Annotated in this window: 23 protein-coding genes, 1 tRNA gene and 2 pseudogenes; 10 read left to right on the top strand and 16 right to left on the bottom strand. The window is 59.9% G+C overall.

Features of this window, described 5'->3' with window-relative positions; genetic code table 11:
- The first annotated feature begins 8 nt into the window (after positions 1 to 8).
- The gene (gene cdaA, locus NW860_RS03420) at positions 9 to 932 is read left to right on the top strand and encodes a diadenylate cyclase CdaA (protein ID WP_414393732.1); all 924 of its coding nucleotides are present in this window, start codon (positions 9 to 11) and stop codon (positions 930 to 932) included.
- Positions 933 to 937: 5 nt separating this feature from the next.
- Positions 938 to 1684 (top strand): isoprenyl transferase, encoded by a 747-nt coding sequence (locus tag NW860_RS03415; RefSeq protein WP_414393735.1) that lies wholly within the window; start codon positions 938 to 940, stop codon positions 1682 to 1684.
- 53 nt (positions 1685 to 1737) lie between these two features.
- Here the strand turns inward: NW860_RS03415 and NW860_RS03410 are convergent, their stop codons facing one another.
- From NW860_RS03410 to NW860_RS03375, 8 genes are all read right to left on the bottom strand, one after another.
- On the bottom strand, positions 1738 to 2331 hold the full coding sequence (locus NW860_RS03410) for a CPP1-like family protein (protein ID WP_414393738.1): 594 nt from the start codon (positions 2329 to 2331) through the stop codon (positions 1738 to 1740).
- Between the two features lie 24 nt (positions 2332 to 2355).
- Positions 2356 to 3549 (bottom strand): cysteine desulfurase family protein, encoded by a 1194-nt coding sequence (locus NW860_RS03405; protein ID WP_414405323.1) that lies wholly within the window; start codon positions 3547 to 3549, stop codon positions 2356 to 2358.
- 87 nt (positions 3550 to 3636) lie between these two features.
- A complete protein-coding gene (gene rodA, locus NW860_RS03400; protein WP_414512402.1) occupies positions 3637 to 4962 on the bottom strand; it encodes a rod shape-determining protein RodA in 1326 nt (441 codons plus the stop codon).
- A gap of 244 nt (positions 4963 to 5206) precedes the next feature.
- Complete coding sequence (locus tag NW860_RS03395) at positions 5207 to 6340, bottom strand: histidine kinase (RefSeq protein WP_414512400.1); 1134 nt, start codon at positions 6338 to 6340, stop codon at positions 5207 to 5209.
- A gap of 56 nt (positions 6341 to 6396) precedes the next feature.
- On the bottom strand, positions 6397 to 6573 hold the full coding sequence (locus tag NW860_RS03390) for a DUF3285 domain-containing protein (RefSeq protein WP_414393745.1): 177 nt from the start codon (positions 6571 to 6573) through the stop codon (positions 6397 to 6399).
- A 79-nt stretch (positions 6574 to 6652) separates the two neighbouring features.
- Entirely contained in the window at positions 6653 to 7231 is a 579-nt protein-coding gene (gene aat / locus NW860_RS03385; RefSeq protein ID WP_414512427.1) for a leucyl/phenylalanyl-tRNA--protein transferase, read from the bottom strand.
- Between the two features lie 2 nt (positions 7232 to 7233).
- Entirely contained in the window at positions 7234 to 7707 is a 474-nt protein-coding gene (locus NW860_RS03380) for a hypothetical protein (RefSeq protein ID WP_414393749.1), read from the bottom strand.
- A 99-nt stretch (positions 7708 to 7806) separates the two neighbouring features.
- Positions 7807 to 8988, bottom strand: coding sequence for a metallophosphoesterase family protein (locus tag NW860_RS03375; RefSeq protein WP_414512397.1), 1182 nt, complete (start codon positions 8986 to 8988; stop codon positions 7807 to 7809).
- A gap of 192 nt (positions 8989 to 9180) precedes the next feature.
- Here NW860_RS03375 and NW860_RS03370 point away from each other — a divergent pair, with 192 nt between their 5' ends.
- Positions 9181 to 9609 (top strand): Fur family transcriptional regulator, encoded by a 429-nt coding sequence (locus tag NW860_RS03370; protein WP_414405319.1) that lies wholly within the window; start codon positions 9181 to 9183, stop codon positions 9607 to 9609.
- 1 nt (position 9610) lies between these two features.
- Here NW860_RS03370 and NW860_RS03365 read toward each other — a convergent pair whose 3' ends face one another.
- The 3 genes from NW860_RS03365 to NW860_RS03355 form a co-directional block, all read right to left on the bottom strand.
- On the bottom strand, positions 9611 to 11716 hold the full coding sequence (locus NW860_RS03365) for a thioredoxin domain-containing protein (RefSeq protein WP_414512394.1): 2106 nt from the start codon (positions 11714 to 11716) through the stop codon (positions 9611 to 9613).
- An 87-nt stretch (positions 11717 to 11803) separates the two neighbouring features.
- Positions 11804 to 12307: a GNAT family N-acetyltransferase gene (locus NW860_RS03360; RefSeq protein ID WP_414393757.1), complete on the bottom strand. Its 504-nt coding sequence runs from the start codon at positions 12305 to 12307 to the stop codon at positions 11804 to 11806.
- 71 nt (positions 12308 to 12378) lie between these two features.
- Positions 12379 to 12846, bottom strand: a complete 468-nt coding sequence (locus NW860_RS03355; protein WP_414512392.1) for an SRPBCC family protein — start codon at positions 12844 to 12846, stop codon at positions 12379 to 12381.
- A gap of 278 nt (positions 12847 to 13124) precedes the next feature.
- Between NW860_RS03355 and NW860_RS03350 the strand changes: the two genes are divergently transcribed.
- Entirely contained in the window at positions 13125 to 13892 is a 768-nt protein-coding gene (locus NW860_RS03350; protein WP_414419982.1) for a DUF502 domain-containing protein, read from the top strand.
- Here NW860_RS03350 and NW860_RS03345 read toward each other — a convergent pair.
- Together NW860_RS03345 and aroA are read right to left on the bottom strand one after the other, a co-directional pair.
- Complete coding sequence (locus tag NW860_RS03345; RefSeq protein WP_414512390.1) at positions 13889 to 14221, bottom strand: TIGR03792 family protein; 333 nt, start codon at positions 14219 to 14221, stop codon at positions 13889 to 13891. The genes NW860_RS03350 and NW860_RS03345 overlap by 4 nt on opposite strands.
- Positions 14222 to 14235: 14 nt before the next feature.
- Positions 14236 to 15570, bottom strand: a complete 1335-nt coding sequence (aroA, locus tag NW860_RS03340) for a 3-phosphoshikimate 1-carboxyvinyltransferase (RefSeq protein ID WP_414393808.1) — start codon at positions 15568 to 15570, stop codon at positions 14236 to 14238.
- A 345-nt stretch (positions 15571 to 15915) separates the two neighbouring features.
- On the opposite strand from aroA, the gene rsmH reads away from it, so the two are divergent.
- On the top strand, positions 15916 to 16845 hold the full coding sequence (gene rsmH, locus NW860_RS03335) for a 16S rRNA (cytosine(1402)-N(4))-methyltransferase RsmH (protein WP_414512388.1): 930 nt from the start codon (positions 15916 to 15918) through the stop codon (positions 16843 to 16845).
- 174 nt (positions 16846 to 17019) lie between these two features.
- The gene (locus NW860_RS03330) at positions 17020 to 17400 is read left to right on the top strand and encodes a hypothetical protein (protein ID WP_414512386.1); all 381 of its coding nucleotides are present in this window, start codon (positions 17020 to 17022) and stop codon (positions 17398 to 17400) included.
- A gap of 31 nt (positions 17401 to 17431) precedes the next feature.
- Here the strand turns inward: NW860_RS03330 and NW860_RS03325 are convergent, their stop codons facing one another.
- Positions 17432 to 18292, bottom strand: a complete 861-nt coding sequence (locus NW860_RS03325) for a prephenate/arogenate dehydrogenase (RefSeq protein WP_414512384.1) — start codon at positions 18290 to 18292, stop codon at positions 17432 to 17434.
- Positions 18293 to 18488: 196 nt separating this feature from the next.
- Between NW860_RS03325 and NW860_RS03320 the strand changes: the two are divergent.
- The 3 genes and pseudogenes from NW860_RS03320 to NW860_RS03310 all read left to right on the top strand — a co-directional run.
- Positions 18489 to 18770 (top strand): annotated as a pseudogene (locus tag NW860_RS03320) (DUF6679 family protein); the annotation flags it as partial.
- A 497-nt stretch (positions 18771 to 19267) separates the two neighbouring features.
- A tRNA-Val gene (locus tag NW860_RS03315) sits at positions 19268 to 19339 on the top strand.
- A 196-nt stretch (positions 19340 to 19535) separates the two neighbouring features.
- A complete protein-coding gene (locus tag NW860_RS03310; protein WP_414512382.1) occupies positions 19536 to 19985 on the top strand; it encodes a hypothetical protein in 450 nt (149 codons plus the stop codon).
- A 68-nt stretch (positions 19986 to 20053) separates the two neighbouring features.
- Here NW860_RS03310 and NW860_RS03305 read toward each other — a convergent pair whose 3' ends face one another.
- A complete protein-coding gene (locus NW860_RS03305; protein ID WP_414512380.1) occupies positions 20054 to 21244 on the bottom strand; it encodes a PQQ-dependent sugar dehydrogenase in 1191 nt (396 codons plus the stop codon).
- Between the two features lie 240 nt (positions 21245 to 21484).
- Here NW860_RS03305 and NW860_RS03300 point away from each other — a divergent pair.
- Positions 21485 to 21550 (top strand): annotated as a pseudogene (locus NW860_RS03300) (hypothetical protein); the annotation flags it as partial.
- 89 nt (positions 21551 to 21639) lie between these two features.
- Here the strand turns inward: NW860_RS03300 and NW860_RS03295 are convergent.
- Positions 21640 to 22107, bottom strand: a complete 468-nt coding sequence (locus tag NW860_RS03295; protein WP_414393776.1) for a peroxiredoxin family protein — start codon at positions 22105 to 22107, stop codon at positions 21640 to 21642.
- Positions 22108 to 22214: the final 107 nt, after the last annotated feature.

Below are 22214 nucleotides of genomic sequence, written 5' to 3'. Positions count from 1 at the left end.
TTTTCGGCATGCGGGCGGCCTTATGGGCTTGGCTACAGCAATTTAACCCTCTCAGCCTCTTGGACGGGGCTCTGGCTGTCCTGCTACTGGCTTTGGCCCTCTATTCCACCCGCAAGAGCCGGGCTGGTGTCCTACTGCGGGGATTTACGGTACTGTTGGTACTTTACCTGGCCTCAGCCTCGCTGCCGCTGGTGCACCTCATCTTGGATCGCCTGCTCCTGGCTGCGGCCGTGGCCATGGGGGTGCTCTTTCAGCCGGAGCTTCGGCAGCTCTTGGAGCAGTTGGCAAAGACCATTCCCCTGGAGTGGTCAGATTCGCCAGACGAGGAGGAGGAAGATTCTGAGGAGGGCTTGGTGGAGGAGGTGGTGCAAGCGGTGCGGGAGCTCTCCCAAAGTCGAACGGGGGCTCTGATTGTGATTGAGCCGGATCAGCCCATTGACTCGCGGGTGTTTACGGACAAGGGGGTCTCCCTTCAGGCACGAGTATCGCGGGAACTCTTGCAGACGATTTTTCAGACCTCGACCTTGCTCCACGACGGGGCAGTTCTTATCCATCGGGATCGCATTCGGGCAGCAGGGGTAATCCTGCCAGTCTCGGAGCGGCCTGCTGGGAGGCACCTGGGCACACGACACCGCGCCGCCATGGGGATTACCGAGCAAGCCAATTGCTTGTGTATCGTGGTTTCAGAGGAAACTGGCTCCATTTCTCTAGCAGAGGGTGGACGCATCGAGCGCCCCCTGACCAGTGCCAGGTTACAGGAGCTGCTGCTGGAGCGGCTGCGCCATTCCCGCCAAGCCAAAAAACGAGAGGCTCCTCTGGGGAAACTGGGGATCCACCCTTGGGTTTGTAACGGACTGTTGGGCTGGGGAAGATCCCTGATTGAACTGGCAAAACGCTTTCGCAAACCTAAGAAAACGCTTCCCAAAGGATAACCTCCATGACCCTTTCTCCTGCTCATCTTCTGCAGTTGCCTGCCGATCTCGATCCGCAGTTGTTACCCCGCCACGTGGCCGTGGTGATGGATGGCAACGGGCGGTGGGCGCAAAAGCGAGGGCTTCCTCGCAGCGTCGGCCATCAGCGGGGGGTGGCGGCCTTGAAGGAGCTGGTTCGCTGCTGCCACGACTGGGGGATCCCCCTTCTGACCGTCTACGCCTTCTCCACTGAGAACTGGGGCCGCGCCCGCGAAGAGGTGGATTTTCTCATGACCTTGTTCGAGCAGGTGCTGTGGCAAGAGCTCGAGGAAATGATGGAGCAAGGGGTGCGCCTCCAGTTTGCTGGCCAGCTATCAGCCCTGCCCCCCTCTTTGCAGGAGGCCATTGGGCAGGCAGTGGAGTGTACCCAGCACAACGAGAGCCTTTGCTTGACGGTGGCTCTCAACTACGGAGGAAGGCAAGAGATTCTGGAGGCTTGCCGCTCCATTGCCACCCTGGTTCAGCAGGGACTGCTGCAGCCGGATCAGATCGACGAGGCCCTTTTCTCCCAGTTTCTCTACACCAACGGCCTCTCGGACCCTGACTTGTTAATCCGCACCAGTGGCGAGATGCGCCTCAGTAACTTCTTGCTCTGGCAGATGGCCTACACTGAGCAGTACTTCACCCCCATCCTTTGGCCAGATTTTGACCGCGCTGCTTTTCACCAGGCTCTGCTCAGCTACCAGTCGCGCCAGCGACGATTTGGCAAATGAGAAAACCCCCACTTCTGGAAAAAGGTGAGGGATGAGAGCTCCTTTAGGCGGCACTAGCGCAAAAAGCTGGTTACCAGCCACATCAACCCAAACGTCATCCCCACCAACAGGATGCCAGGAGCATCGCCGCCAGTAAGGGGCAAAGCAAGGGCATAGGCCAACGCCAGCCCCAGGATCAAGGCTGCCAGCGCTAGGAGGAAAGAGCGAAGGAAGCGGCGTTCCTTGCGGTACAGGAAATAGGTAGAGGTCATCAGCCCCAGCGCTAGTTGTAGGGAGGGATACTCTTCAGGGGAGAGGACAACCCAACCCAACAACCCTCCCAAAATCGCTGCCGGCCAAAGGACAGCGGCTACCGAAGGAGTGTCCAGCCAGCGACTCTTCTGGACGGGGCGGGGTAAATTCAACGCTGGCTCGGGAGGAGCAGGGCGCTGTTCAGCGTAGCGAATGCGATCCGGGACAGGGATCTTGCCCTCTTTGCGCAGGCGCAGGCGCTGCATCAGAATGGCGTCGTAGGCTTGTTCCACCCGCTCTTGCTGCTCTTCATCGGCAGCCAAGCTGGCCAGAAGCCGTGCCCGCGCCGACTGGATCTCCTCAAAAGAGGCTTCTTCACTGACCCCCAGCACTTGATAGGGACTCATCTCAGCCATGGCGACCAGTCTTGTGACTCTCTATCACCTTAACCTAGCCGCCAATTCAGGAAGGGGTTGGGGAGCTGGCTCGGAAACAGAAAGGAGCACCGCCCGCAGCGATTGGGCCACTTGCTCAACTGCTGCTTGAGTGGTGGCTCTGCCAAGGCTAAGGCGAATAGACCCGAGGGCCTCGGCTTCGGAATAGCCCATGGCTAGGAGAATGCGGCTAGGGATCTGTTGGCCGCTGCTGCAGGCAGAGCCGGCACTGATAGCGATCCCCTGGCGGCTCATCTCCCGCACCAGCACGTTCCCCGAAATCGCGGTAGTGCAGTAACTGAGGTGGTGGGGCAGTCGTTGCTCCAGCTCCGCAGGGCCAGTTAGCCGCAAACTGGGCACGGCAGCTAGTAATTGTGCCAAGTGCCGTTGCAGCTGTCGCAGGCGGGCCGTCTCCTGCTGCAGCTCTTGGGCTGCCAGGGCCGCCGCCACCCCTAGACCGACAATGGCAGGGATCCCTTGGGTGCCGGGCCGCAGCCGCCGTTCTTGCCCGCCCCCCCCTAGCAGCGGCTGCAGCTCTACTCCTGGCCGGACATAGAGCGCTCCCACCCCTTGAGGGCCATAGAGCTTGTGCCCAGAAAGGGAGAGCAGATCCACCGGCAGCTGCGCCAGATCCAAGGGGATCCGCCCCACCGTCTGCACCGCGTCGGTGTGGAACAGGACCCCCGCTTGGCGGCAGATCTGCCCCAGCTCGGCAATGGGCTGCAGGGATCCCACCTCGTTCTGACCATGGACAACGGAGACCAAAACGGTGTTGGGCTGGAGTGCCTGGAGCAACGCTTGGGGATCCACCTGGCCGGCAGCATTTACCGGCAGGCGGGTCACCTGCCAGCCCTGGGCCTGCAAGCGGCGGGCGGCATTCTCCACCGAGGCATGCTCAACGCTGGAGATGATTAGGTGCTGCGGCTGGGAGTAGCGCTGCGCCACCCCAAATAAGGCCAAGTTGTTAGACTCCGTCCCGCCGGAAGTAAACACCAATGCCTCCGGCTCACAGTTGAGCAGCCCAGCCACCTGCTGCCGCGCCCGTTCCATGGCCATGGCAGCCCGTTCTCCCCACCCGTGCAAGCTGGAGGGGTTGCCCCAACTTTCCTGCATCGCCAGCCGCATGGCCTCGATCACCTCCGGACGCGGCGGGGTAGTGGCGCTGTGATCGAAGTACAGGGCGGGATCCAGATTGGGCATGGGCAGCTCAGCTTCTAGGATTTGCTGTCCCCATCTTAGTGTTGGCAGCAGCTTACTGGGGCTTTGTCCTCCTTCGCGACGGCTAGGTTACTTTTTCCTGAAAAGGCTAGGGGGTTGGCGGTGCAGAACCACCGATTCCACCAGGCCAATGGCCAGAAAGTTGGCTAGCAAAGCCGAGCGGCCATAGCTTAAAAAAGGCAAGGGCAAACCTGTGATGGGAGCTAGGCCAACAGTCATGCCGATGTTGACCACTGCTTGAAAGAGGATCATCGCTAGCACCCCAATGGCGATCAGAGACCCGAAGTTGTCCTTAGCTCCTTGGGCAATCCAAATTAGCCGTGCACACAGAATCCAAAGCAGGATCAACACCGTCAAGGTGCCGACAAAGCCCATCTCTTCCCCGATGGCGGAGAAAATGAAGTCGGTGTGTTGCTCGGGGATGAAGTCCAGTTGGGTTTGGGTGCCCTGGTGGAGGCCGCGGCCCCAGAGCCCGCCAGCGCCAATGGCAATGCGAGACTGGATGAGGTGGTAGCCAGATCCCCAGGGCTCTTGGGTGGGGTCGAGGAAGATCTCCAGCCGCCGCCGCTGGTAGGGCTTGAGCAGGTTCCAGGCCACCTGGCCTAGCTGCCCCGAGAGCAGGTTAATGACACCAAAGGTCACTGCCCCTGTCCACCGCCAAGGCAGCTTCCAAGCGGCTAGGCTTGCCATGCCCAGACACCAGAGTAACCAAACCCAGATCATCCAACTCAGCTCGGGGCGGGTGTGCAGGCCGTAGAGAATGGCTCCCACCCCTGGCGACACCAGCAAGAGGATCCAACTGCCCTTGGCTCCAGCCCAGTAGAGCATGGCTAGCAAGATAGCCACAAACACCAGGGCCGTACCCAAATTGGGCTGAAGAAAGATCAAAATCCAAGGAGGGGCGACGACGGCAACAGCTACCCAAATCTGGCTGAAGTACCTGATTGGCCAGTGATGCAAGATGGCCGCCAGGGTAATAATGACCCCCACCTTGGCAAACTCGGACGGTTGCACTTGGACGCCGGCAATGGAGATCCACCGCTCGGCTCCCCCTACTGCTGTGCCGAAAAAAAGCACCGCCATCAAGCCCGCCAAGCTTAGGAAGTAGGTCAGCCAGTGCCAGCGCAACAGCCGCTCATAGGGGATCCGGGCCACCATCCCCAAGAGCACCAGGCCGATGCCAGCCATGATCAACTGCTGCAGCCAGTAATGGCTGACGGGGCGCCCCCAGACTGCGCTGCGGATGGCAATGATGCCGATGCCCGTCAAGGTCAGCACCGTAGCTAGCAAAATGCCGTCAAACTCCTGCCAAGGCGACAAGATTTGCTGTAGGCGCTGTTTCCAGCTTGCCCGGGGGGGCACTTTCGGCTCAGCGCTGTGCAGGAAGCGGGTCATACCTAGGGAGCAACGCCGGCACTAGTTTATCCCAGCTCTGCCGTTGTCCCCACCAGGCAGCAGCAAGTAATCGGTATCGACCGCCATCCCTGACCCAGGACGCTAGGCCACAACCTCGCCCCCAGTTGCCCATAGGTTTCAGTATCCAGGCGGGTACTGAAGCCGATAACGGCTTTATTCACACCATCACACGGTACTCCTCGTGCGGCCGCCCTGGTTTTGACCAATTTTTAGCGGGGGCCAGCTAGTGCCCACTGAGGCGATAGACCGGCAGGGTGAAATGAAAACTGCTGCCCTGACCTGGGATAGATTCCACCCAAATCTGGCCGTAGTGGGCACGCACGATGCGACGGCAGAGGGAAAGGCCAATGCCGTAGCCCTCCTGCTGCTGATCGCGCTCTAGGCGCACAGCCTCGGAGAAGATCTTCTCTTGCTCAGCTTCAGGGATCCCAGGGCCAGTATCGCTGACAGTCACTTGGATCTTTTGACTGGTGCGGTGAAGGATGGCAAGGCGAATAGATCCCCCGGCAGGGGTGTACTTGATGGCGTTGTCCAGGAGGTTAAAGATCACCTGGCGGATTTTGTCGGGATCCACGTGAACCGTGGGCAGATCCAGGGGAATATCGACTTGAAACTGCAACTGCTTGGCCTGGATACGGGGCTGCAGCTCCTCAATAAGCGGCTGGCATAGGCTAGCCAGTTGGGTTTCTACCGCCCGGATCCTCAGCTCCGAAGCGCTGCCGCGGGCCGATTCAAGAATGTCGGTGATCATGCTGTCCATCTTGCGCAACTGCTGGCGGGCGTGCTCGAACAGTTGCCGCTCCAGAGCCTTGTCCAGGGATCCCTCGCGCGCTTGCTGCAGGGTTTCCACCGCTAGAGCTGTAGCCGTCAGGGGGCTGCGCAAATCGTGAACCAGCATCGCCAGAACGCGGTCTTTAAAATCCAGCTGTTCCCGCAATTGGGCTCGCTCTTGCCGCAGCAAGAACACCTCCTCTGACAGCTGGAGCAGCGCCTCGGTGATGGGAGGAGGGGTGGGATCCTGACCCTCCTTTTGTTGGTGGGAGGCAAGAGCCGCCTGACCCTGCCAGCGAGGCCACCACACTTCCAGTTGCGTCGCCAAGTCCTCCCCCGCCAAAACCTGGGCTGGCAAGGGCTCTGCCTTCACTAAAGCGGGGGTCACCACCAGCTTGTAGTGCTCCGCCAGGTAGGGGTGCTCTTCTAGCGGCACCACTTTTAGATGGGCAGGATATTGGCCAGGTAAGCTCTGGATGTGCCGACGGAGTTGCTCTGCCAGTTCTTCGACGTTGGCTCGGCCTTGGGCAAACAACAGCAGCCGAATGGTGGAACGGGTAGAAGCGCAATCTAGCGAGGTTTGCATAGGCCAAAGTCCAAAGGGCGGCGGGTACCTTGAGCTCACCCTCCACGCCGTTGAGCTTAGCGAAACAGGTAGGCCAGACCCACCAGCACAGCCACTAGCCCCACCGTGGTCAAGCTGAAGTGCAGGAGAGAGGTTCTGCCTTTGCGCACCATGTTGCGCATGGCCAGGCGAACATAGCTGGGCGAGGATCCCTTCTCGCTCTGCGAGGAGCTAACCGGCGAAGGCTGGGACATTGGGATGTCGGAAACGCGGGCCGATACCTCTAACCTAGCTCAAGCTGCCCCCGTTAATACGCCTGCGGCCACCAGCTCATCAGTCAAACCGGCAAGGGATCCCTAGGCACTGCTGCAACAGCTTTCGGTACTCTTGGCCATCCACGAGAAAAGCCCCAAAGCGGGCCAGGTGCGGGTTCATTAGCTGGGCGTCAAAAAGGCGAAAGCCCCGCTCCCGCAGGTGTTCCACCAACTTCACCAGCGCCACTTTGGAGCCATTGGGAATGCGGTAAAACATCGACTCGCCAATGAAAGCCGCCCCCAAGGTAATGCCCAGGATCCCGCCTGCGAGAACTTCTCCCTGCCAGGTCTCAAAGCTGTGAGCAAACCCCGCTTGGTGCAGAGCTAGGTAAATCTGCTTTAACTCCGAGCTAATCCAGGTTTTTGGTCGAGCAGCGCAGCCCTCCACCACCTGCTCAAAAGCGCTGTTGATGCGCACCTGAAAGCGACCGCCGCGCACTAGGGGCCTCAGGGAGCGCGGACAGTGAAACCGCTCGTCCAGAGGGATTAGCGCATGCTGCCTACAGCCATACCACCCCAGGGATCCCGTCTCTTCATCGGCCATGAGAAAGTAGCCCTGGGCATAGCCGGCCACAATGGCGGTTATGTCTACCTGCATACTCATTGCCAGTTTGGCGAGAGGGTGGCGAAATCCCCCGCCTCGGCCTTGGGGTGACAATCCACGCAGCCACTTACTCGCACTGGGGTAGGAAAGTCCACCTGCAGGTGCAAAGCCCGGAAGTAGCGAGACTCGGCTAGACGATAGGGCACTGGCTCCCCCTGCCGCAGCGGACGAGAGTTGGGCCGTAAATAGCCCCAAGCCAGTTGGAAAGTCACACCGGTCAAGGGCTGGATCTGCTGGCCGTAGTGGTTGGGATCCTGCAGCAGCCGTTGCCAGGTTTCGGTGGGCAACACCTGAGCGGGCAGCGCCACGTGGCAGGTGCCGCAACTGCGCACGTACTGAGCCTGCGCCAGCTGGGTCGGGGTGAGATCCTGCTGCGCTTGTACCCCAGCTAGCAGGGATCCCATCAAGCCGGCCAGCAGCGCAATCCAGCTGACAAGCCAAAATTGCCGCCGTCGTTTTAAGGAAGCCATGCTCTTGCCTTGAGTTTCAATAGATCCCCTAGTGGGTTTCCAGGATGAGCCTCTCCTGCCAGCCAGTAATCTAGAGCAGCCGGGTGCTGTTTGGCTGGCCTAATCCCGGCAGAGGGATCCAAGACGAGCCCGGCAGATGGCAATTTCCGCGGGGGTAAGGCTATCCCAGCGGACATCGCGGCGCAGAACCAAGCCATTGTGACTGGTGAGGAAGCGAGGTAGCTCAGCCTGGTTGATCACGCTTAGATCCCGCATGTCGTAGGTTGTGTAGTGGGTAATCTCTGGGGAGGCGAAGTCAATGTCGATGAGGGTAAGGGTCTTGCGGGGTGGCAGGGGGCTGCCCAACAGGGGGCGGGGCCCAGAGCCGAGAGCGCCACAGTGAAGCAGCTGCAACTGTCCCTTGTAGCCAGGATAGTAGGCGTGGTGGTGGCCACTGATGTAAGTATGGACGCGGTACCTTTCCAGCAGAGCTCGCTTGGCTTCAGCATCCAGCAGCACTTCCCCCGGATGGTCGCGCCCGACGGCAACGGCATAGAGGGGCAGGTGACCAATGACGATGCGCAGCTTGGCCTGTTGAGCCCGCTCGCTGGCTAGCGCTGCTTCTGCCCAAGCCATCTGTTCAGAGGGAATGAAGTTGCAGCTAGCGTCCCAAACTAGGTAGAAAACCCCATCTTTTTCAAAGGTGTAATAGAAGGGGAAATCGCCCCGATCCACAAAATTCAGGCCAGGATCATGGGCGGGATCGTTCCAAAACTCGCGGGCCAGATCCCGTTCCTTTTGAAAGAGAAAACCACCGCGGGCGTTGCGGGCACAGGAAGCATCGTGGTTGCCCAAGGTAAAGCCATAGGGCAGTTGGGCAGCGCGCAGCGGAGCTGCCACATGTTGGTCAAAGGCTGCCCACATGGCGCGGATGCGCTCTTCGGAAAGGCGGGGATCCTGCCCTGCCACCATGTCCCCTCCTCCCAAGACGATATCCGGCTGGAAGTAGGGGATGAGGCGGATGGCCCGATCCACCTCTGGGTCGTAGTCCACCGAGCCGTAGAGGCCATTTAGGTCACTAATCACCACGAGGCGCAGATCTCGGCGGGGAGGGATGTAGAAGCCGCGAGGAGCTTCAGGATGGGGGACAGCCGTAGGGGTGGGCTGCGGCAGCAGAGGTGGCGCTTCCCTTGTCGGCTTTGGCTGAGAAGCCAGGGGCTGCCGACTGGCCCAGTAGGCCCCTGCCCATCCGCTGCTAACGGCTAACCCCAACAAGCCTAGGAGCAGCTTGCGCCGCCTCATCCTAACTCCTCCTCCACACCCCAGCGGTATTGTAGAAAATGGACAGGCTGCTGTTGGCGCCACGACCTGGAGAGGTCGACGGCCAGTTTTTTGAAGGCTTTGGGGTGGCTTCTAGAAGCCAAATCGCGGATGCTAGGCTAGGTTGAACCGGCAATTGGATATCTCGAACTCGGTATGGCTTGAGGTTTTCCCATGCCTCGCCCTGTGGATTCTTTGGAAGCCGCGTTGGAGCGATGCCGGGAGTGCAATCTTCGTCTTAGCCGGCAGCGCCGCTACATTTTGGAACTCTTGTGGCAATGTGGCGAGCACCTCTCGGCGCGAGAAATCTACGACCGTCTTAATCGGCAAGGCAAGCCCATTGGCCACACTTCCGTCTATCAAAACCTAGAGGCTCTGGCTAGGCACAACATCATTGAGTGCCTGGATCGCGCTGATGGGCGCCGCTACGGCAGGTGTACCCACCCCCACAGCCATGTCAATTGTCTAGATAGCAATCGCATTCTCGACGTAGAGGTAGAGTTGCCGCCGGAGTTGCTGGCTGAGGTGGAGCAAAAGACCGGCACCCGCATCCACAGCTATCGCATCGAGTTCTTTGGTGTGGAAAATCCAGGAAGAAGCTAAGTCAGTAGGAGCGGTTTTGTCCCCTGTTGATCTGAGACTGGATTTGTTCCAGCGAGCTGGCCGGGGCCAGGCACTTGCTGCCCCAACACACCAAGCCCACCGTCCCTGGCGGCAGGGGCTCTGCCTCTGCAGGCAAAGTAAAGACGGCAGTGGGCCAGGGGCGCTGTTGGAAGGTGGGGATGTGCTCAGCTCCTAAGGTCACCTTCACCCAGTTGCTGTACCAGTCTAGCCCAAGGAATAGAGTGGGACAGACCCGCGGCTGGGTACTCATGGGGTGGGCAAAAGTTTTCAGGGCCTGCTCTGCTCGCTCCAGATAGTCCAGATCGCCCGTGAGGGCAGCCAGACGCACCAGGTTGGCGATGGCCACACCATTGGCTGACGGCATGGCGCTGTCCTGGAAGTCTTTCTCCCGCACCAGGAGTTCAGCGGCGCTCTGGGCATCGCTGACAAAGTAACCTCCCCTGGCCGTATCCCACAGTTGCGCGTCCATCTCCTGCTGCAACTGGATGGCAGCCTCCAGCCAGTACTGGGAAGTGGGATCCCCTGCTCGACCTAGGCAGGCCTGGTGCAGATCCAACAGGGCCTTGATGAAGAGGGCGTAGTCTTCGGATTTGGCAGGCACCTGGGGTGTGCCGTCGTAGTTCAACCGCAGCAGGGATCCCGTGTCGGGATGGCGCTGGCGGCTAAGGATGAACTGGGCAGCCCGCAAGGCCAACTGCAGGTACTCCTCGTCGCCAAACACCTGGTAGGCCCGTGCCAGCCCCGAGATCATCAGGCCGTTCCAGGAGACGATCATCTTGGTGTCCGTAACAGGCGGGATCCGCCCTGGCCAAGGGTGTTGGCGGGCCGATTGGGCATCTACTGCCGGCGGGAAGGGGATCCTACGCTCGGTGGAGCCGTAGCGAGCCCGAAACAGATGAGTGGTCAAGGCGGTCTCGACTTCCGGCGGCAGCTCTCCCCCCTGTTGGCGCTGGAGGACAATGCAGCCGGGCCGGTCGGGGAAATTGCCCCCTGGCAACAGGAAGAAAGCCTGCTGCAGAGCGCGGAAGGTTTCTTCATCGAGCAAATCTTGCAGCTCCTGCCAGCGCCAGACATAGAACTCCCCCTCCTCGGGCTCCGCATCTTCTCGCCGGGCAAAACTATCGGCATCCTGGGCCGCATAGAAATACCCAGCAGGAGCTGTCATCTCCCGCGCCACCCACTCCACCGTCAGGCGCACCGCCCGCTCGATGGCAGCGTCCCGGATGCCGTGGGCCCACAGCTCTGCCAAGAACTCCAAGATCTGCCCGTTGTCGTAGAGCATCTTTTCAAAGTGGGGCACCGTCCAGGTGGGATCCACGGTGTAGCGGTGAAAGCCACCGGCCACATGGTCGAAGATCCCGCCCAACACCAGGGCCATGGCCCGCTCCTTAGCCCGTTCCAGAGCTGTCGGCAAGCCGTCGATCCCTTCCGGCGGGTCGAAGCGGGCCGAGCGCAGCACCAACTGGGCATAGGGCATCATGGGGAACTGCTGCACCGCCCCAGCGTTGGTGAGCAAGGGCTGGATCTTGGCGATCCCGGAGCGCAGTAAGTCGGGTGGAATATGGTCTTCTGGCACTAGGTCGCTGAGGGTGGTCAGGGCCGTCAAAATCTGGCCCTTCATCTCCGCAATTTTTTCTTTTTCCTGCCGGTAAAACTGCAGGACGCGCTGCAGCACCGTTAGAAACCCTGGCCGGCCAAAGCGGGGCTTCACGGGAAAATAGGTGCCTGCATAAAACGGCACCAGGTCATTGGGTGTGAGAAAGACATTGAGAGGCCACCCTCCCTGCCCGCTCATGAGTTGCAGCGCCTGCATGTAGATGCTGTCCAGATCGGGCCGCTCCTCGCGATCGACCTTGATGGGCAAAAAGTGGGCATTCAAGAAAGCGGCAATCTCGGGGTCGGAGAAGGCCTCTCCCTCCATGACCGTGCACCAGTGGCAACTGGAGTAGCCAATAGACAGAAAAATCGGCTTATCCTCGGCCCGGGCTTTCTCCAGGGCCTCCGGGATCCAAGGCCACCAATCCACTGGATTATTGGCGTGCTTGCGCAGGTAGAGGCTGGAACACGTGGCGAGGCGATTGGCCATAGGTAAATCCTCTCACCTTTTTTGCTCAGGCTAGCGCGTCCTCCCCTCGAGGCCAAGCCAGACCCCTGTCCCCCCTTGCCCCGGGGATTAGACCTGCTCCTGTTTGGCGGCTGGGATTAAAAACTCCAGCGATCGCCCATAGAGAACCAAAGTGGTGCTGGGGTTTTCCACAAAACCAATCCGCTCGTAAAAGCCGCGCTGATGGGTGGTGAACACGTAGATGCGCTCCACTGACTGTAGGTGGGGATGGCTAATTAGGGTTTCCACCAGCTTGCGCCCAATGCCCTGGCGGCGGTAGTCGGAATCCACCACAATATCCCAGAGGACGGCCCGGTAAACTCCATCGGAGGTGGCGCGGCCAAAGCCAATCAGGCGCTCCCCGTCCCAGGCGCTGACCACCGGATGGCTGTGGGCAATGGCCCGCTCCATCTCGTCCCGACGGCGGTTTTGCGCCCAAAAGGCATTGCGGTTCAATAGCAGCAGAAGCTGCTCCAAGTCCAGCTCGCCCCGCTCTAGAGAAAAGCGAATGTTGCGGTTGTCAACAGGCTGAGAAGAAGAGGCAACAAGAGGCTGAGAAGGGGGATCGGGCATGTTCAAATCTTTGCCGCAGCGAGAGTGGTCAAGCAAGAAGCCAAGAAGACAGCTTGCCCAACCAGGCGGAGCTAGCTGGCCGAGGCGCTGTCAGAGCTTAACCTCGCCTGCTCCAAGGCATAGGCTTTGAAGCGCTCCAAGTCCGCTTGGATGGTGCTTTCCACTACCTTACCCACGAACAGGCCATCTAGAATTTTGCCCAGAATGCCTGGAATCTTGTAGGCCACTGACAGCTTCACAATGGTACTACCCTTGCGATCATAAAACCGCAGCGCCCCCCGATTGGGCAGCCCTTCCACCGATTGCCAGGCGATGCGTTGGTGTTTCACCACCGTGTGGGTGCGGGAGATCCAACTGAAGGTGAAGCCGCGTGTAGCAAGCGTCCACCGCGATAGGTCGTGATCCAGCAATTCCACCGAGCGAATCCACTGCATCCAACGCGGCATGAGGGCCAGGTTGGACCACAGCTCCCAAACCTGTTCAACGGGAACCGGCACCTCCACCTGACAGGTGTGCTCTAACCAATCTGACTCCGCCATGGCGCCTCCCACACAAGATGTAGCAGAAAGGGGAAGCCACCCTCAGCCCTGGCCACCAAGCCGCTGGGGGATCCCTGCCTTTACAAAATTTTATATCGGCCTAAGATAGCATTATCAGCCCAAGGCAAGATCGGGGGCTTTGCGCCTTTGGCCAGCAAAGTGCGGTCGATGCCTATTATGAGGTGAGGCAGAAGGGGGGTATCATGATTGCCACCTGCAAGCTTCACCTGCATTGGCCCGCTGCACTCAGCTGTTTGACTTGACGGGACGACCTCACCATGGTTTCTCAGTGGAAACAGCATCTTAAAAACTACTTCGTGGCGGGATTGCTGGTGGTGATTCCTCTAGCAACCACCATTTGGCTGATGGTGGAAGTGGCCACCTGGAGCATCGGTTTTCTGACCAGCATTCCTAAGCCGTTTAACCCCATCCAAGGGCTGCACCCCATCCTGGTTAACCTCATCAACCTGGCGGTGGGCTTGCTGACGCCAATCTTGCTTATTTTGTTGATTGGCTTCATGGCCCGCAACATTGTCGGCCAGTGGCTGCTCAACCTAAGCGAGCAGCTGCTCCATGCCATCCCAGTGGCGGGGCTGGTGTACAAGACCCTAAAGCAATTGCTTAGTGTCTTATTTGCTCCCAACAACCAGGGGTTTCGGCGGGTGGTGCTGGTAGAATACCCCCGGCCAGGGATCTGGGCTTTGGCTTTTGTAACGGGCAGCATTCAAACTCCCATCCGACTGGGCGGGCCCCAGCGTTCCCTTAGCGTGTTTATCCCCACCACTCCCAACCCAACCACTGGCTGGTACGCGATCGTGCCAGAAGATCAAGTGGTGGAGGTGTTCATGCCGGTGGAGGATGCTTTTAAGATGCTCATCTCCGGTGGGATCGTGACCCCGGAAACCTTTGAGGCTGGGCTGCAGCGGCGCGAGGGAGGTCTGGCGGTAACCATGCCCAGCTTGCGGGAGCTGGTGGAACAAGAGCGGGCGGCAGCCTCTGCTAGGACGGACTCAACGGCTGCCGAGGTGGGCTTTGAGGCTTCTTAGCTGGCCGGTTCCTCTCCTAGGAGGTTGGGCTGCCAGAGCTGGTATTCTTTGGCTTGCTCCAGGCGCACGTAGAAGGGCTGCATCTGCCGATCCAAGGCTTCCGCCTGCTCTGGGGGGAAAGCTTTCCAGGCGGCGCGGCTAGCCCAGCGAATGACGAGGTGAACAAGTTCGGGATCCTCGGCGTCAAGCCAGACTTCCTTGCCCAGAAAACCCGGCTGTTGGCGCAGGGCAGCTCCCCAGATCCGCTCGTCTTCCCGAAGGAAAGCCAGCTGGCTGCCGGGGGGAACTCGAAAGCAGAGGTGTTCGATGACAATAGGCTGGTCGGACATCGGCAAAAGTTGTCTTAAGACGCTAATGAAGCGTTGGTCAGCCGCTGCAGGGTGGGAATGAAGTCGGGGTAGGAGATGCGGGCGCAGTCGGCACCGCTGAGGGTGGTGGATCCCTGGGCGGCCAGGGCAGCTACCATCAAGCTCATGGCGATGCGGTGGTCGGCGTGGCTGTCCACCTCTGCTCCCTGCAAGGGGATCCCTCCTTTGATTTCCAGGCCGTCGGGATATTCGGTTACCTGGGCACCCATGCGGCTGAGTTCCTGAGCGATGGCCGCCAAGCGGTCACTTTCTTTTACCCGCAATTCCGCTGCATCGCGAATGACCGTAGTTCCTTCGGCAAAGGCTGCTGCCACCGCCAAAACCGGGATCTCGTCGATTAGGGTGGGAATCAGCTCGCCGCCGATGCTACAGCCTCGCAAACGGGCCGAGCGCACGCGCAGATCCCCCAGAGGCTCGCCGGTCACTTCCCGCTGGTTCTCCACTTGAATGTCGGCCCCCATCTCCTGCAGCACCTGCAGCAGCCCGGTGCGGGTGGGGTTGAGGCCCACACCCTCTAGCAGCAATTCGCTCTCGGGCACAATCGAGCCCGCCACCAACCAGAAGGCTGCCGAGCTGATGTCCCCGGGCACCTGCACCGTCTGGCCCACCAGGCGGGATCCCCCCACCACCGCCACGGTTTTTGTCGCCACATCGACCTGGATCTCGGCTCCGAAGGCCCGCAACATCCGCTCCGAGTGGTCGCGGGAAAGGGCCGGCTCCGTAACCTGAGTGGTGCCTTCTGCCAACAGGCCCGCCAGCAGCAGGCAGGACTTTACCTGGGCCGAGGCCACAGGCGAGTGGTAGTGGATCCCCTTTAAGGATCCCCCCTGCACAGCCAGAGGTGCCAGGTTGCCCCCCGCCCGCCCCCAGATCTGAGCCCCCATCTGCCGCAGCGGCTCCACCACCCGCCCCATAGGCCGCGAGCGCAGGGAGCGATCCCCAGTGACGGCAAAAAAGCGCCCCCGCTGGCCAGCCAGGATTCCCAACATCAGGCGCAAGGTGGTGCCGGAATTGCCGGCATCCAAGACATCTGCCGGCTCCTGTAGGCGATCCAGACCCACTCCTCGGATGCGCACACACTCGCTGTTGAGCTCAGGGATCTCGACTCCCAAAGCCCGAAAGCAAGCCGCTGTGCTGTGGGGATCTTCCCCTAATGACAGACCCTGGATGACCGTTTCCCCTTCCGCCAGGGATCCCAGCATCAGAGCACGGTGGGAGATGGACTTGTCCCCTGGAACCTTAATCTGGCCGCGTAGGCCCCGGGCAGGGGAGAGCGTCAGGACGTTGGGAGAAGCAGCAGTGGTTAGCACGGCAGCCGTAAGGAGACTAGGGGCAGTCTCAATGATACGTTGAACCCACACCGCTCTTGCCGCAAAGACAGCCTGTCTTTTGACAGCAGCCCTCCTCTTTCAGGATGAGCCTTAACAACATGGATTCCTCGGTTGAGGCCGGGCCTCGGCCTTTTTTCTGGGAATCTAACAGGCTGTAGCGGGAAGCCTCCAAATTGTAAGGCTCGGCTAAATGGTCGACTGCCCTTGTCTGGGCTGCTCAGCTGCGCGGTAGCAAGGATTGCCTGCAGATTCCCGATGGCCTGGTGGCCCGGGAAAAAGCCTGGATAGAATCATCGAGGTTGCCCCTCTGCAGCCACTGACCTCATGGACTTGCCGGAAACTCGGCTCGGGGAGAGCTCTCCGTATCACCACGAGTCCGTTTTGACCGAGGAGGTGATGGCCTACCTGCAGCCCCAGCAGGGCGGCACGTTTTTGGACGTAACCTTGGGAGGAGGCGGACACACCTTGGCCCTACTGCAGGGGGGAGCAGAACGGGTGGTGGGGCTGGATCGGGATCCGCTGGCTTTGCAGGCAGCTCGGGCGCGCTTGGCAGCAGCAGGGATCCTCCAGGAGCGCATCCAGCTTTGGCACCTCAACTTCGCCGATTTCGATCCGCAGCGGCACGGCTGGCGCGACGAGCAAGGGCGGCCTATCCTCTTCGATGGCATCGTGGCCGACCTGGGGGTGAGCTCGCCCCAGCTGGACTGCCCTGAGCGCGGGTTTAGCTTTCGCGCCGAGGGGCCGCTGGACATGCGCATGGATCCCACTGCCGATCAGGAAACCGCTGCTGATTGGGTTAACCGCCGCCCTGCCGAGGACTTGATCGACATTTTCGTTCGCTATGGCGAGGAGCGCTTTGCCCGCCGCATCGCCCATCACATCGAACGCTCCCGCCCCCTTTTCACCACTACCCAACTGGCCCAGGTAGTCTGGCAGGCAGTGCCGCCGGCGGCAAGGCGGGGCCGCATCCACCCAGCTACGCGGGTCTTTCAGGCCCTGCGCATTGCCGTGAACCGAGAACTGGAAGCCCTAGAAACCCTGCTGGCCCAGGCTCCCGCTTGGCTAAAGCCCGGCGGCAGGTTGGCTGTAATCAGCTTCCACAGCCTGGAAGATCGCCTAGTGAAATGGGCCTTCCGTACGGATCCCCGCTGGCAGGTGCTCACCCCTAAACCTCTGCGCCCTTCCAAGCAGGAGCAGCAACGCAATCCCCGGGCCCGCTCTGCCAAACTGCGAGTAGCTGCCCGCCTCGGATAGAGTGGAACCCAGTTGGCAGCAAGTGCTTGCTGGGTGAGGCGTATGGTTAGCCAAAACACAAGCCGTGGTCGCAGCTTGCTCCCTATCCAGCCCAGAACTGCAACTTTGGCTCCCTCTCCTCACTCTGAAACGGCTCTGTCTCCTGCAGCTTGCAAAGGCAGCCCCCCTCAACCTTTGAAATCCGCCCATCCCCGCCGTTGGGATCCCACCTGGAGAGAGCATCTCATCTGGTGGCACCAGGTCTCCACCGGCCTCGCCATCGTCTCGGGGTTAGCGGTGCTAGGTGTTTATAGTTGGACAGTGCATACCCAAAGCCAATGGAGCCAGCACTACCAGGTTTGGCAGCGGCTGCAACGCCATGAGCAGCAGTTTCTCCTCACTCAAGAATCCATCGTCAATTCTCTGCGAGAGATTGCCGAGCGCTCCGACATGGTTTCTCTGGTGCCGGAGCGGACGATCGAGGTTCCCATTGCTCCCCCCCGCCGAGTTTCGGGGCAGGGTCAAAACACCCCCCAGCAAGCCAAAGCTAGCCCCTTTTATCCAGTTGGGTATTGAGCAGCCAGTTGCAACAGCCACAGCTAGTCACCTAGGGCGCCCCTTGATTTACTGGAAACTGCTGCCATTCCTGGCGGACTCGCTGCAGCTTCTGGAGCAGCTCTTCCCACTGTTCGCCCTCGATTAGCTGCTCTAGTACCTTCAACTCAGCTTGGTAGCCGCGCAGAGCAGCTAGCAGCGCTTGCCGGTTGTAACGAGCCATCTCTAGCCCTAACTGCGGGATCCCACCGCCAACCCGACTTGTATCTCGAAAGCCACTGCTGGCCAAAGTGCGGGCCAGTGCCAGAATATCGGGGTTTCCCTCCTGGCTAACGGCGGCAATTAAGCCAGCTCCCACCATGACCGGCAGATGGCTAACCCAAGCTACTGCCTGATCGTGACGGACAGGATCGGCAAGGACAACTTCGGCACCCACTGCTGCCACTAGCTCCTGCATCACCGCAAGGGCTTGGGGTTGCGTCTGGGGAATGGGAGTGAGCACATAGGGTCGCCCCAGAAACAAGTTAGCTTCCGCTCCCTGGATCCCTTGTAACGTCTTGCCGGCCATGGGGTGCCCCCCCACGAATAGGGGCCATAGTGCTGTTGCCGGCCCAACAATTGGCTGCTTGACGGAGCCGACATCGCTTACCACTGTCTGGGGCGACAGATAGGGCACCAGGGCTGCCAGGGTGGCCAACACCTGCTCCAGGGGAGTACAGATCACCACCACCTGAGGGTTGAAAAGCGTCAACTGGGCCAACTCGGTTCCGCAGCCCTGAACCGCTCCACGTTCTAGGGCCTCTTGACAGGTAGCCGGATTGCGGCTGATCCCCCAGACGGAGTACCCTGCTTCGGTAAGCTTAAGAGCCAGGGATCCGCCGATCAACCCCAACCCGACAATAGCGATGCGCATACTGTCTCCTTGAAGATCAAGGCTTTGCCAAAGCCGGCGGCAGAGGGAGACTGCCTTTTGGGATTTCTTCCGGATTAGAAAGTTAATTCTGCCCCATGAAGGGCATACAGGGGAGGGATCCAGCCGCTAAGATGGAAGGGTGAACTGGGTAACCCCCACAACAGTTCGTCCGGATCTTTTATCGCAGGAGGGAACCGTGCTTCATCGTAGGATCTATCAACTCAGCCGCGAAGGCAAGGAAGTGTGGATCTACCTGCGCGATCAGGGACGCTGGCTGGAACGAGCCAAGATCCTCGATATCGAGGGGGACACCATCCTGGTTCGCTACGAAACAGAAGATGAAGAGGAGATTTGCTCCTGGGAGGAGATGATTCGTCTAGAGAGCATCGGGGCTGTCGCCCAGCGCCTCTCTTCCATCCCAAAAGGAGTGCTTAGCACTTCCGACCTGCCCACAGCCGAGGATTGCCCTCCTGCTGAACTCCTCCGTTTACCACCCTCCCTTCGCGCCGCAGAGCCCCTTAACGGAGAGCGTGCCGGCAGCGAGCGCCTTGGGGAAGACCTAGAGCGGGAGGCCTCTCCCCTTCGCGAGAGCGGAATGGAGTCCCTGAGGCCGCTGCGCCCGAACGGAGAGGAGCTCAAACGGGTAGATCGGTTCCGGAACGACCCAGAAGGCCAGCGGGAGGGTAACCACGACTAGGTTGAAGTTTTCCGGAGATCGACAGGAAGGCATCCCAACATCGTCCTGGACAGGGGCAAATGGCAAGGAGGCCGTAGAACTCCTCTGCGTAGAGCTCTAGCTGGCAAGGGGAGGTCACTTGCCCATCGCGCGGGTCGATCTCGGCCTGCAGAGCAACTGCTTCTTCGCCCAGCCAAGGGCTTTAGTCCTCGTTTGCAACAGCGGTGCGGAGCACCTTTCTTGTCCAGTGTTGTAGCAGCAGTGGTACAATAGAGGCTAGCTTTAGTAAACCCTAGAAAGGGCGGTTAGCGCAGCGGTAGCGCACTTCCTTCACACGGAAGGGGCCACAAGTTCGAATCTTGTACCGCCCATAAATTTCGGCCTTTGGCGGGCAAGCTTTCCCTGCAAGGTGTTGCTTCTATCTACAGGCTCCCTTGAGGAGGGGCCACTGGTTGTCTGACGGGCAACTTCTGACACACCCCCCTTTGCGCAAGTGCTTCGAGCTGGGTGGACTATGCAGCTACGGGAATCCCACTGCTGTAACCAGAAGCTAGAAGATATCGATTCATGAAACCCTTTGCCAACCCTCCTCAGCCATTGACTGCCAGCGAGTTTTTATCCCACTTAGAGGAGATAACGAGAGCTTACGAAGTCAAGACATCTATCATCACCTTCTACAGCAGAATTTGGAGTCAGGTATTCGACCTCAAATTTTCTAGGGGCCAATGGATTTTTGGGAACAGCCCCCACTGGAGAGCGCTTCTGGAAGCTAAGCTCCGGAAAAGCCAATACTATCCAATATTTTGCATTGTCAGAACCTTCACTGATGAAAAGCACAAGCGCAGGGCCCCAAGCGGCGAAACTATCTTGATCCCAACCAAAGATCTGAGAATGTTTTTTCTTCCGGCTCCAGGTCAGGTTATTAAGCTAACTCCGGAGGAGTGCTTTGCCTGCCACAACACAGATGCCCAAACAGGAGGGCCACTCCCCATCGAGCAAGATGTTAAGTTCTTGTAGTGGCAGCAGTGGGAGTTGGGAAACCCTGTTGGGGCTAATCCTACAGGACCAGGGCTATTTGACCTCAATCAAGAGCTTGGCTCCAAGCGCAACAGGGATCCGTTGGGGGCGTCAGTCAACAAGTAGAGCAAGCCATCCGGCCCCTGACGCACATCCCGGATACGGCCGACAACTCCCTCTAGGAGACGCTCCTCAGCCACCACCCGATTCCCTTCCAAAACCAGCCGTGCCAAATGCTGGCCAGCCAGTGCTCCCACAAAGAGGTTGCCCCGCCATTCGGGAAAGACGTCTCCCGTGTAAAAGGTCATGCCAGAGGGAGCAATGGAGGGGGTCCAGTGAAGCAGCGGCGAAGCCAATCCAGGAGCTGCTGCTAGTCCCTTGCCAACTGGTTCGCCGCTGTACTCGCGGCCATGGGTGATTAAAGGCCAGCCGTAGTTCACGCCGGGAGCGAGGATGTTGATCTCATCTCCCCCTTTGGGCCCATGTTCGTGTATCCAAATAGCCCCTGTTTCCGGGTGGCGGGCCATTCCCTGAATGTTGCGGTGGCCATAGGTGAAAATTGCTGGCAGAGCCCCTGCTTGCCCAACAAAGGGGTTGTCTTTCGGGATCCCGCCCGTGTCGGTAAGGCGCAGCACCTTGCCCGCCGCATCCCCCAGATCCTGAGCCCGATCCCGTTCTCCGCGATCCCCAGTACTGATGTAGAGAAACCCTTCTTCGTCAAAGACCAAGCGGGAGCCGAAGTGCTGCTGGGCAGGCGTCTTGCGCTCCATGTCAAAAATCACTTCCAGGTCCTGGAGTCCCTTTTTCCCTAGGCGGGCCCGCGCCACTCGTGTCCCCCCTCCACCCGGCCCGGGAGCCGCGTAGGACAAGTAGATCCAGCCGTTCTCCGCGTAGTTGGGGTGCAAAGCGATATCCAGCAGTCCCCCTTGGCCGCGGGCAAACACCTCCGGCACCCCGGCTATGGGCTGGGGATCCAACCCTCGGTCGGTAACCCGCCGCAGGCGGCCCGGACGTTCGGTAACCAAAATGGTTCCATCTGGCAGAAAAGCCATCCCCCACGGATGCTCCAGGCCGGTTGCCAAGGTTACCACCCGAAAGCGTTGCTTCGTTTTGGCTCTGGGCAGCGCTTGAGCGTGATCCCCCCGTTGCAGAGACATGACCGTTTTGGGGCTGACCGGATAGGCCCCTACGGCAACAGGGGCGGACAGCCCTCCCAAAAGCAGCAGTGAGGAGAGAAGCTTTATCACCGAGATCCTCATGGCGATTGCCGCCTCGTTTTCGCAATAGAGCTAAGGGCAGGCGTTGTTCTCTCTCGGCTTTAGGTTAGCCCTGAGGGCGGCGATCTGTCCCCAAACCATTAAACCTGTGGATCCCTCTCGAGACTTCCCAAAGCTCCTCCGAGGAGTGCATGCATAACCTCTACGGCCTCCTAATGGCCCGCGCCCTCCCGCAAGGGTCTACGACAGCTCGACTCCAACCCGTGCTCCTTTGTCCTTACTCGCTCCGGCTTTGCCAGGATCCGGCGCTGGGCGGCCGTCTGGACGGGCGACAACCAGGCTGGATAAGAGCCCCTCGGTCCAAGCCCCCCCTCTTCTTGCTCGACAGCGGCCAGGCACACCAGATCTATCTGTCCAGCCCAGTGAGGATCCTGCCCCTAGTCAATTGCCCTCACTACCTCCAGCAGCTCGCGGTTGTCACGCTTGAAGATGGGCAGCCACTCCACATGCTGGTAGCGTAGGATCCCTTGGCTGTCCACTACAAAATAGGCCCGCCGTATCCCCAGCAGGCTATCCACCCCGTACTGCTGGCTTACCCTCCTGTCTACGTCGCTTAGCAGAGGGAACTCCAGCTTGAGCTGCTCGGCAAAGGCTTCGTGTCGAGAGATGGGGTCGCTGCTGATCCCCAAGATCTCACACCCTGCCGCCCGAAAAGCCCCCCAGTCCTCCCGAAAACAGCGCATCTCGCTCGTACACACCGGCGAAAAGTCTGCGGGGTAAAAAGCCAGCAGCACCTTGCTCTTGCCCCGATAGGCCCCCAGCGAAATCTGGGCCCCCTTGGGAACCCCTTTCCCAACCGCAGGCAGGCTAAAGTCGGGAGCTGGCATCCCAATCTCAATCCCCATTTGTCCGAATCCCCTCCGAACTCACTTTCTCAGTCTAGCGGTGGCCTGTTCCCAAAAACCCCTTATGGGTCTTGACGGTGGGGGTGAGTGTGGGATAGGGTAGTGAA

The sequence above is a fragment of the Synechococcus sp. F70.1 genome (assembly GCF_047502745.1).
Classification (GTDB): domain Bacteria; phylum Cyanobacteriota; class Cyanobacteriia; order Thermostichales; family Thermostichaceae; genus Thermostichus.
The sequence above is the reverse complement of the archived record's forward strand: the minus strand, read 5'-3'. Positions and strand labels throughout refer to the sequence as shown.

Excerpts from the sequence above, each read along its gene's own strand:
- NW860_RS03405 (WP_414405323.1), bottom strand. The coding sequence starts at position 3,549 with ATGCCCAATCTGGATCCCGCCCTGTACTTCGATCACAGCGCCACTACC.
- NW860_RS03365 (WP_414512394.1), bottom strand. The coding sequence starts at position 11,716 with ATGGCCAATCGCCTCGCCACGTGTTCCAGCCTCTACCTGCGCAAGCAC.
- NW860_RS03325 (WP_414512384.1), bottom strand. The coding sequence starts at position 18,292 with ATGCGCATCGCTATTGTCGGGTTGGGGTTGATCGGCGGATCCCTGGCT.
- NW860_RS03345 (WP_414512390.1), bottom strand. The coding sequence starts at position 14,221 with ATGTCCGACCAGCCTATTGTCATCGAACACCTCTGCTTTCGAGTTCCC.
- NW860_RS03305 (WP_414512380.1), bottom strand. The coding sequence starts at position 21,244 with ATGAGGATCTCGGTGATAAAGCTTCTCTCCTCACTGCTGCTTTTGGGA.
- NW860_RS03310 (WP_414512382.1), top strand. The coding sequence starts at position 19,536 with ATGAAACCCTTTGCCAACCCTCCTCAGCCATTGACTGCCAGCGAGTTT.
- NW860_RS03380 (WP_414393749.1), bottom strand. The coding sequence starts at position 7,707 with ATGGCTTCCTTAAAACGACGGCGGCAATTTTGGCTTGTCAGCTGGATT.
- NW860_RS03355 (WP_414512392.1), bottom strand. The coding sequence starts at position 12,846 with ATGGCGGAGTCAGATTGGTTAGAGCACACCTGTCAGGTGGAGGTGCCG.
- NW860_RS03350 (WP_414419982.1), top strand. The coding sequence starts at position 13,125 with ATGGTTTCTCAGTGGAAACAGCATCTTAAAAACTACTTCGTGGCGGGA.
- cdaA (WP_414393732.1), top strand. The coding sequence starts at position 9 with ATGCGGGCGGCCTTATGGGCTTGGCTACAGCAATTTAACCCTCTCAGC.
- NW860_RS03375 (WP_414512397.1), bottom strand. The coding sequence starts at position 8,988 with ATGAGGCGGCGCAAGCTGCTCCTAGGCTTGTTGGGGTTAGCCGTTAGC.
- rsmH (WP_414512388.1), top strand. The coding sequence starts at position 15,916 with ATGGACTTGCCGGAAACTCGGCTCGGGGAGAGCTCTCCGTATCACCAC.
- aat (WP_414512427.1), bottom strand. The coding sequence starts at position 7,231 with ATGCAGGTAGACATAACCGCCATTGTGGCCGGCTATGCCCAGGGCTAC.
- NW860_RS03415 (WP_414393735.1), top strand. The coding sequence starts at position 938 with ATGACCCTTTCTCCTGCTCATCTTCTGCAGTTGCCTGCCGATCTCGAT.
- NW860_RS03395 (WP_414512400.1), bottom strand. The coding sequence starts at position 6,340 with ATGCAAACCTCGCTAGATTGCGCTTCTACCCGTTCCACCATTCGGCTG.
- NW860_RS03295 (WP_414393776.1), bottom strand. The coding sequence starts at position 22,107 with ATGGGGATTGAGATTGGGATGCCAGCTCCCGACTTTAGCCTGCCTGCG.
- rodA (WP_414512402.1), bottom strand. The coding sequence starts at position 4,962 with ATGACCCGCTTCCTGCACAGCGCTGAGCCGAAAGTGCCCCCCCGGGCA.
- NW860_RS03410 (WP_414393738.1), bottom strand. The coding sequence starts at position 2,331 with ATGGCTGAGATGAGTCCCTATCAAGTGCTGGGGGTCAGTGAAGAAGCC.
- NW860_RS03390 (WP_414393745.1), bottom strand. The coding sequence starts at position 6,573 with ATGTCCCAGCCTTCGCCGGTTAGCTCCTCGCAGAGCGAGAAGGGATCC.
- NW860_RS03370 (WP_414405319.1), top strand. The coding sequence starts at position 9,181 with ATGCCTCGCCCTGTGGATTCTTTGGAAGCCGCGTTGGAGCGATGCCGG.
- NW860_RS03360 (WP_414393757.1), bottom strand. The coding sequence starts at position 12,307 with ATGCCCGATCCCCCTTCTCAGCCTCTTGTTGCCTCTTCTTCTCAGCCT.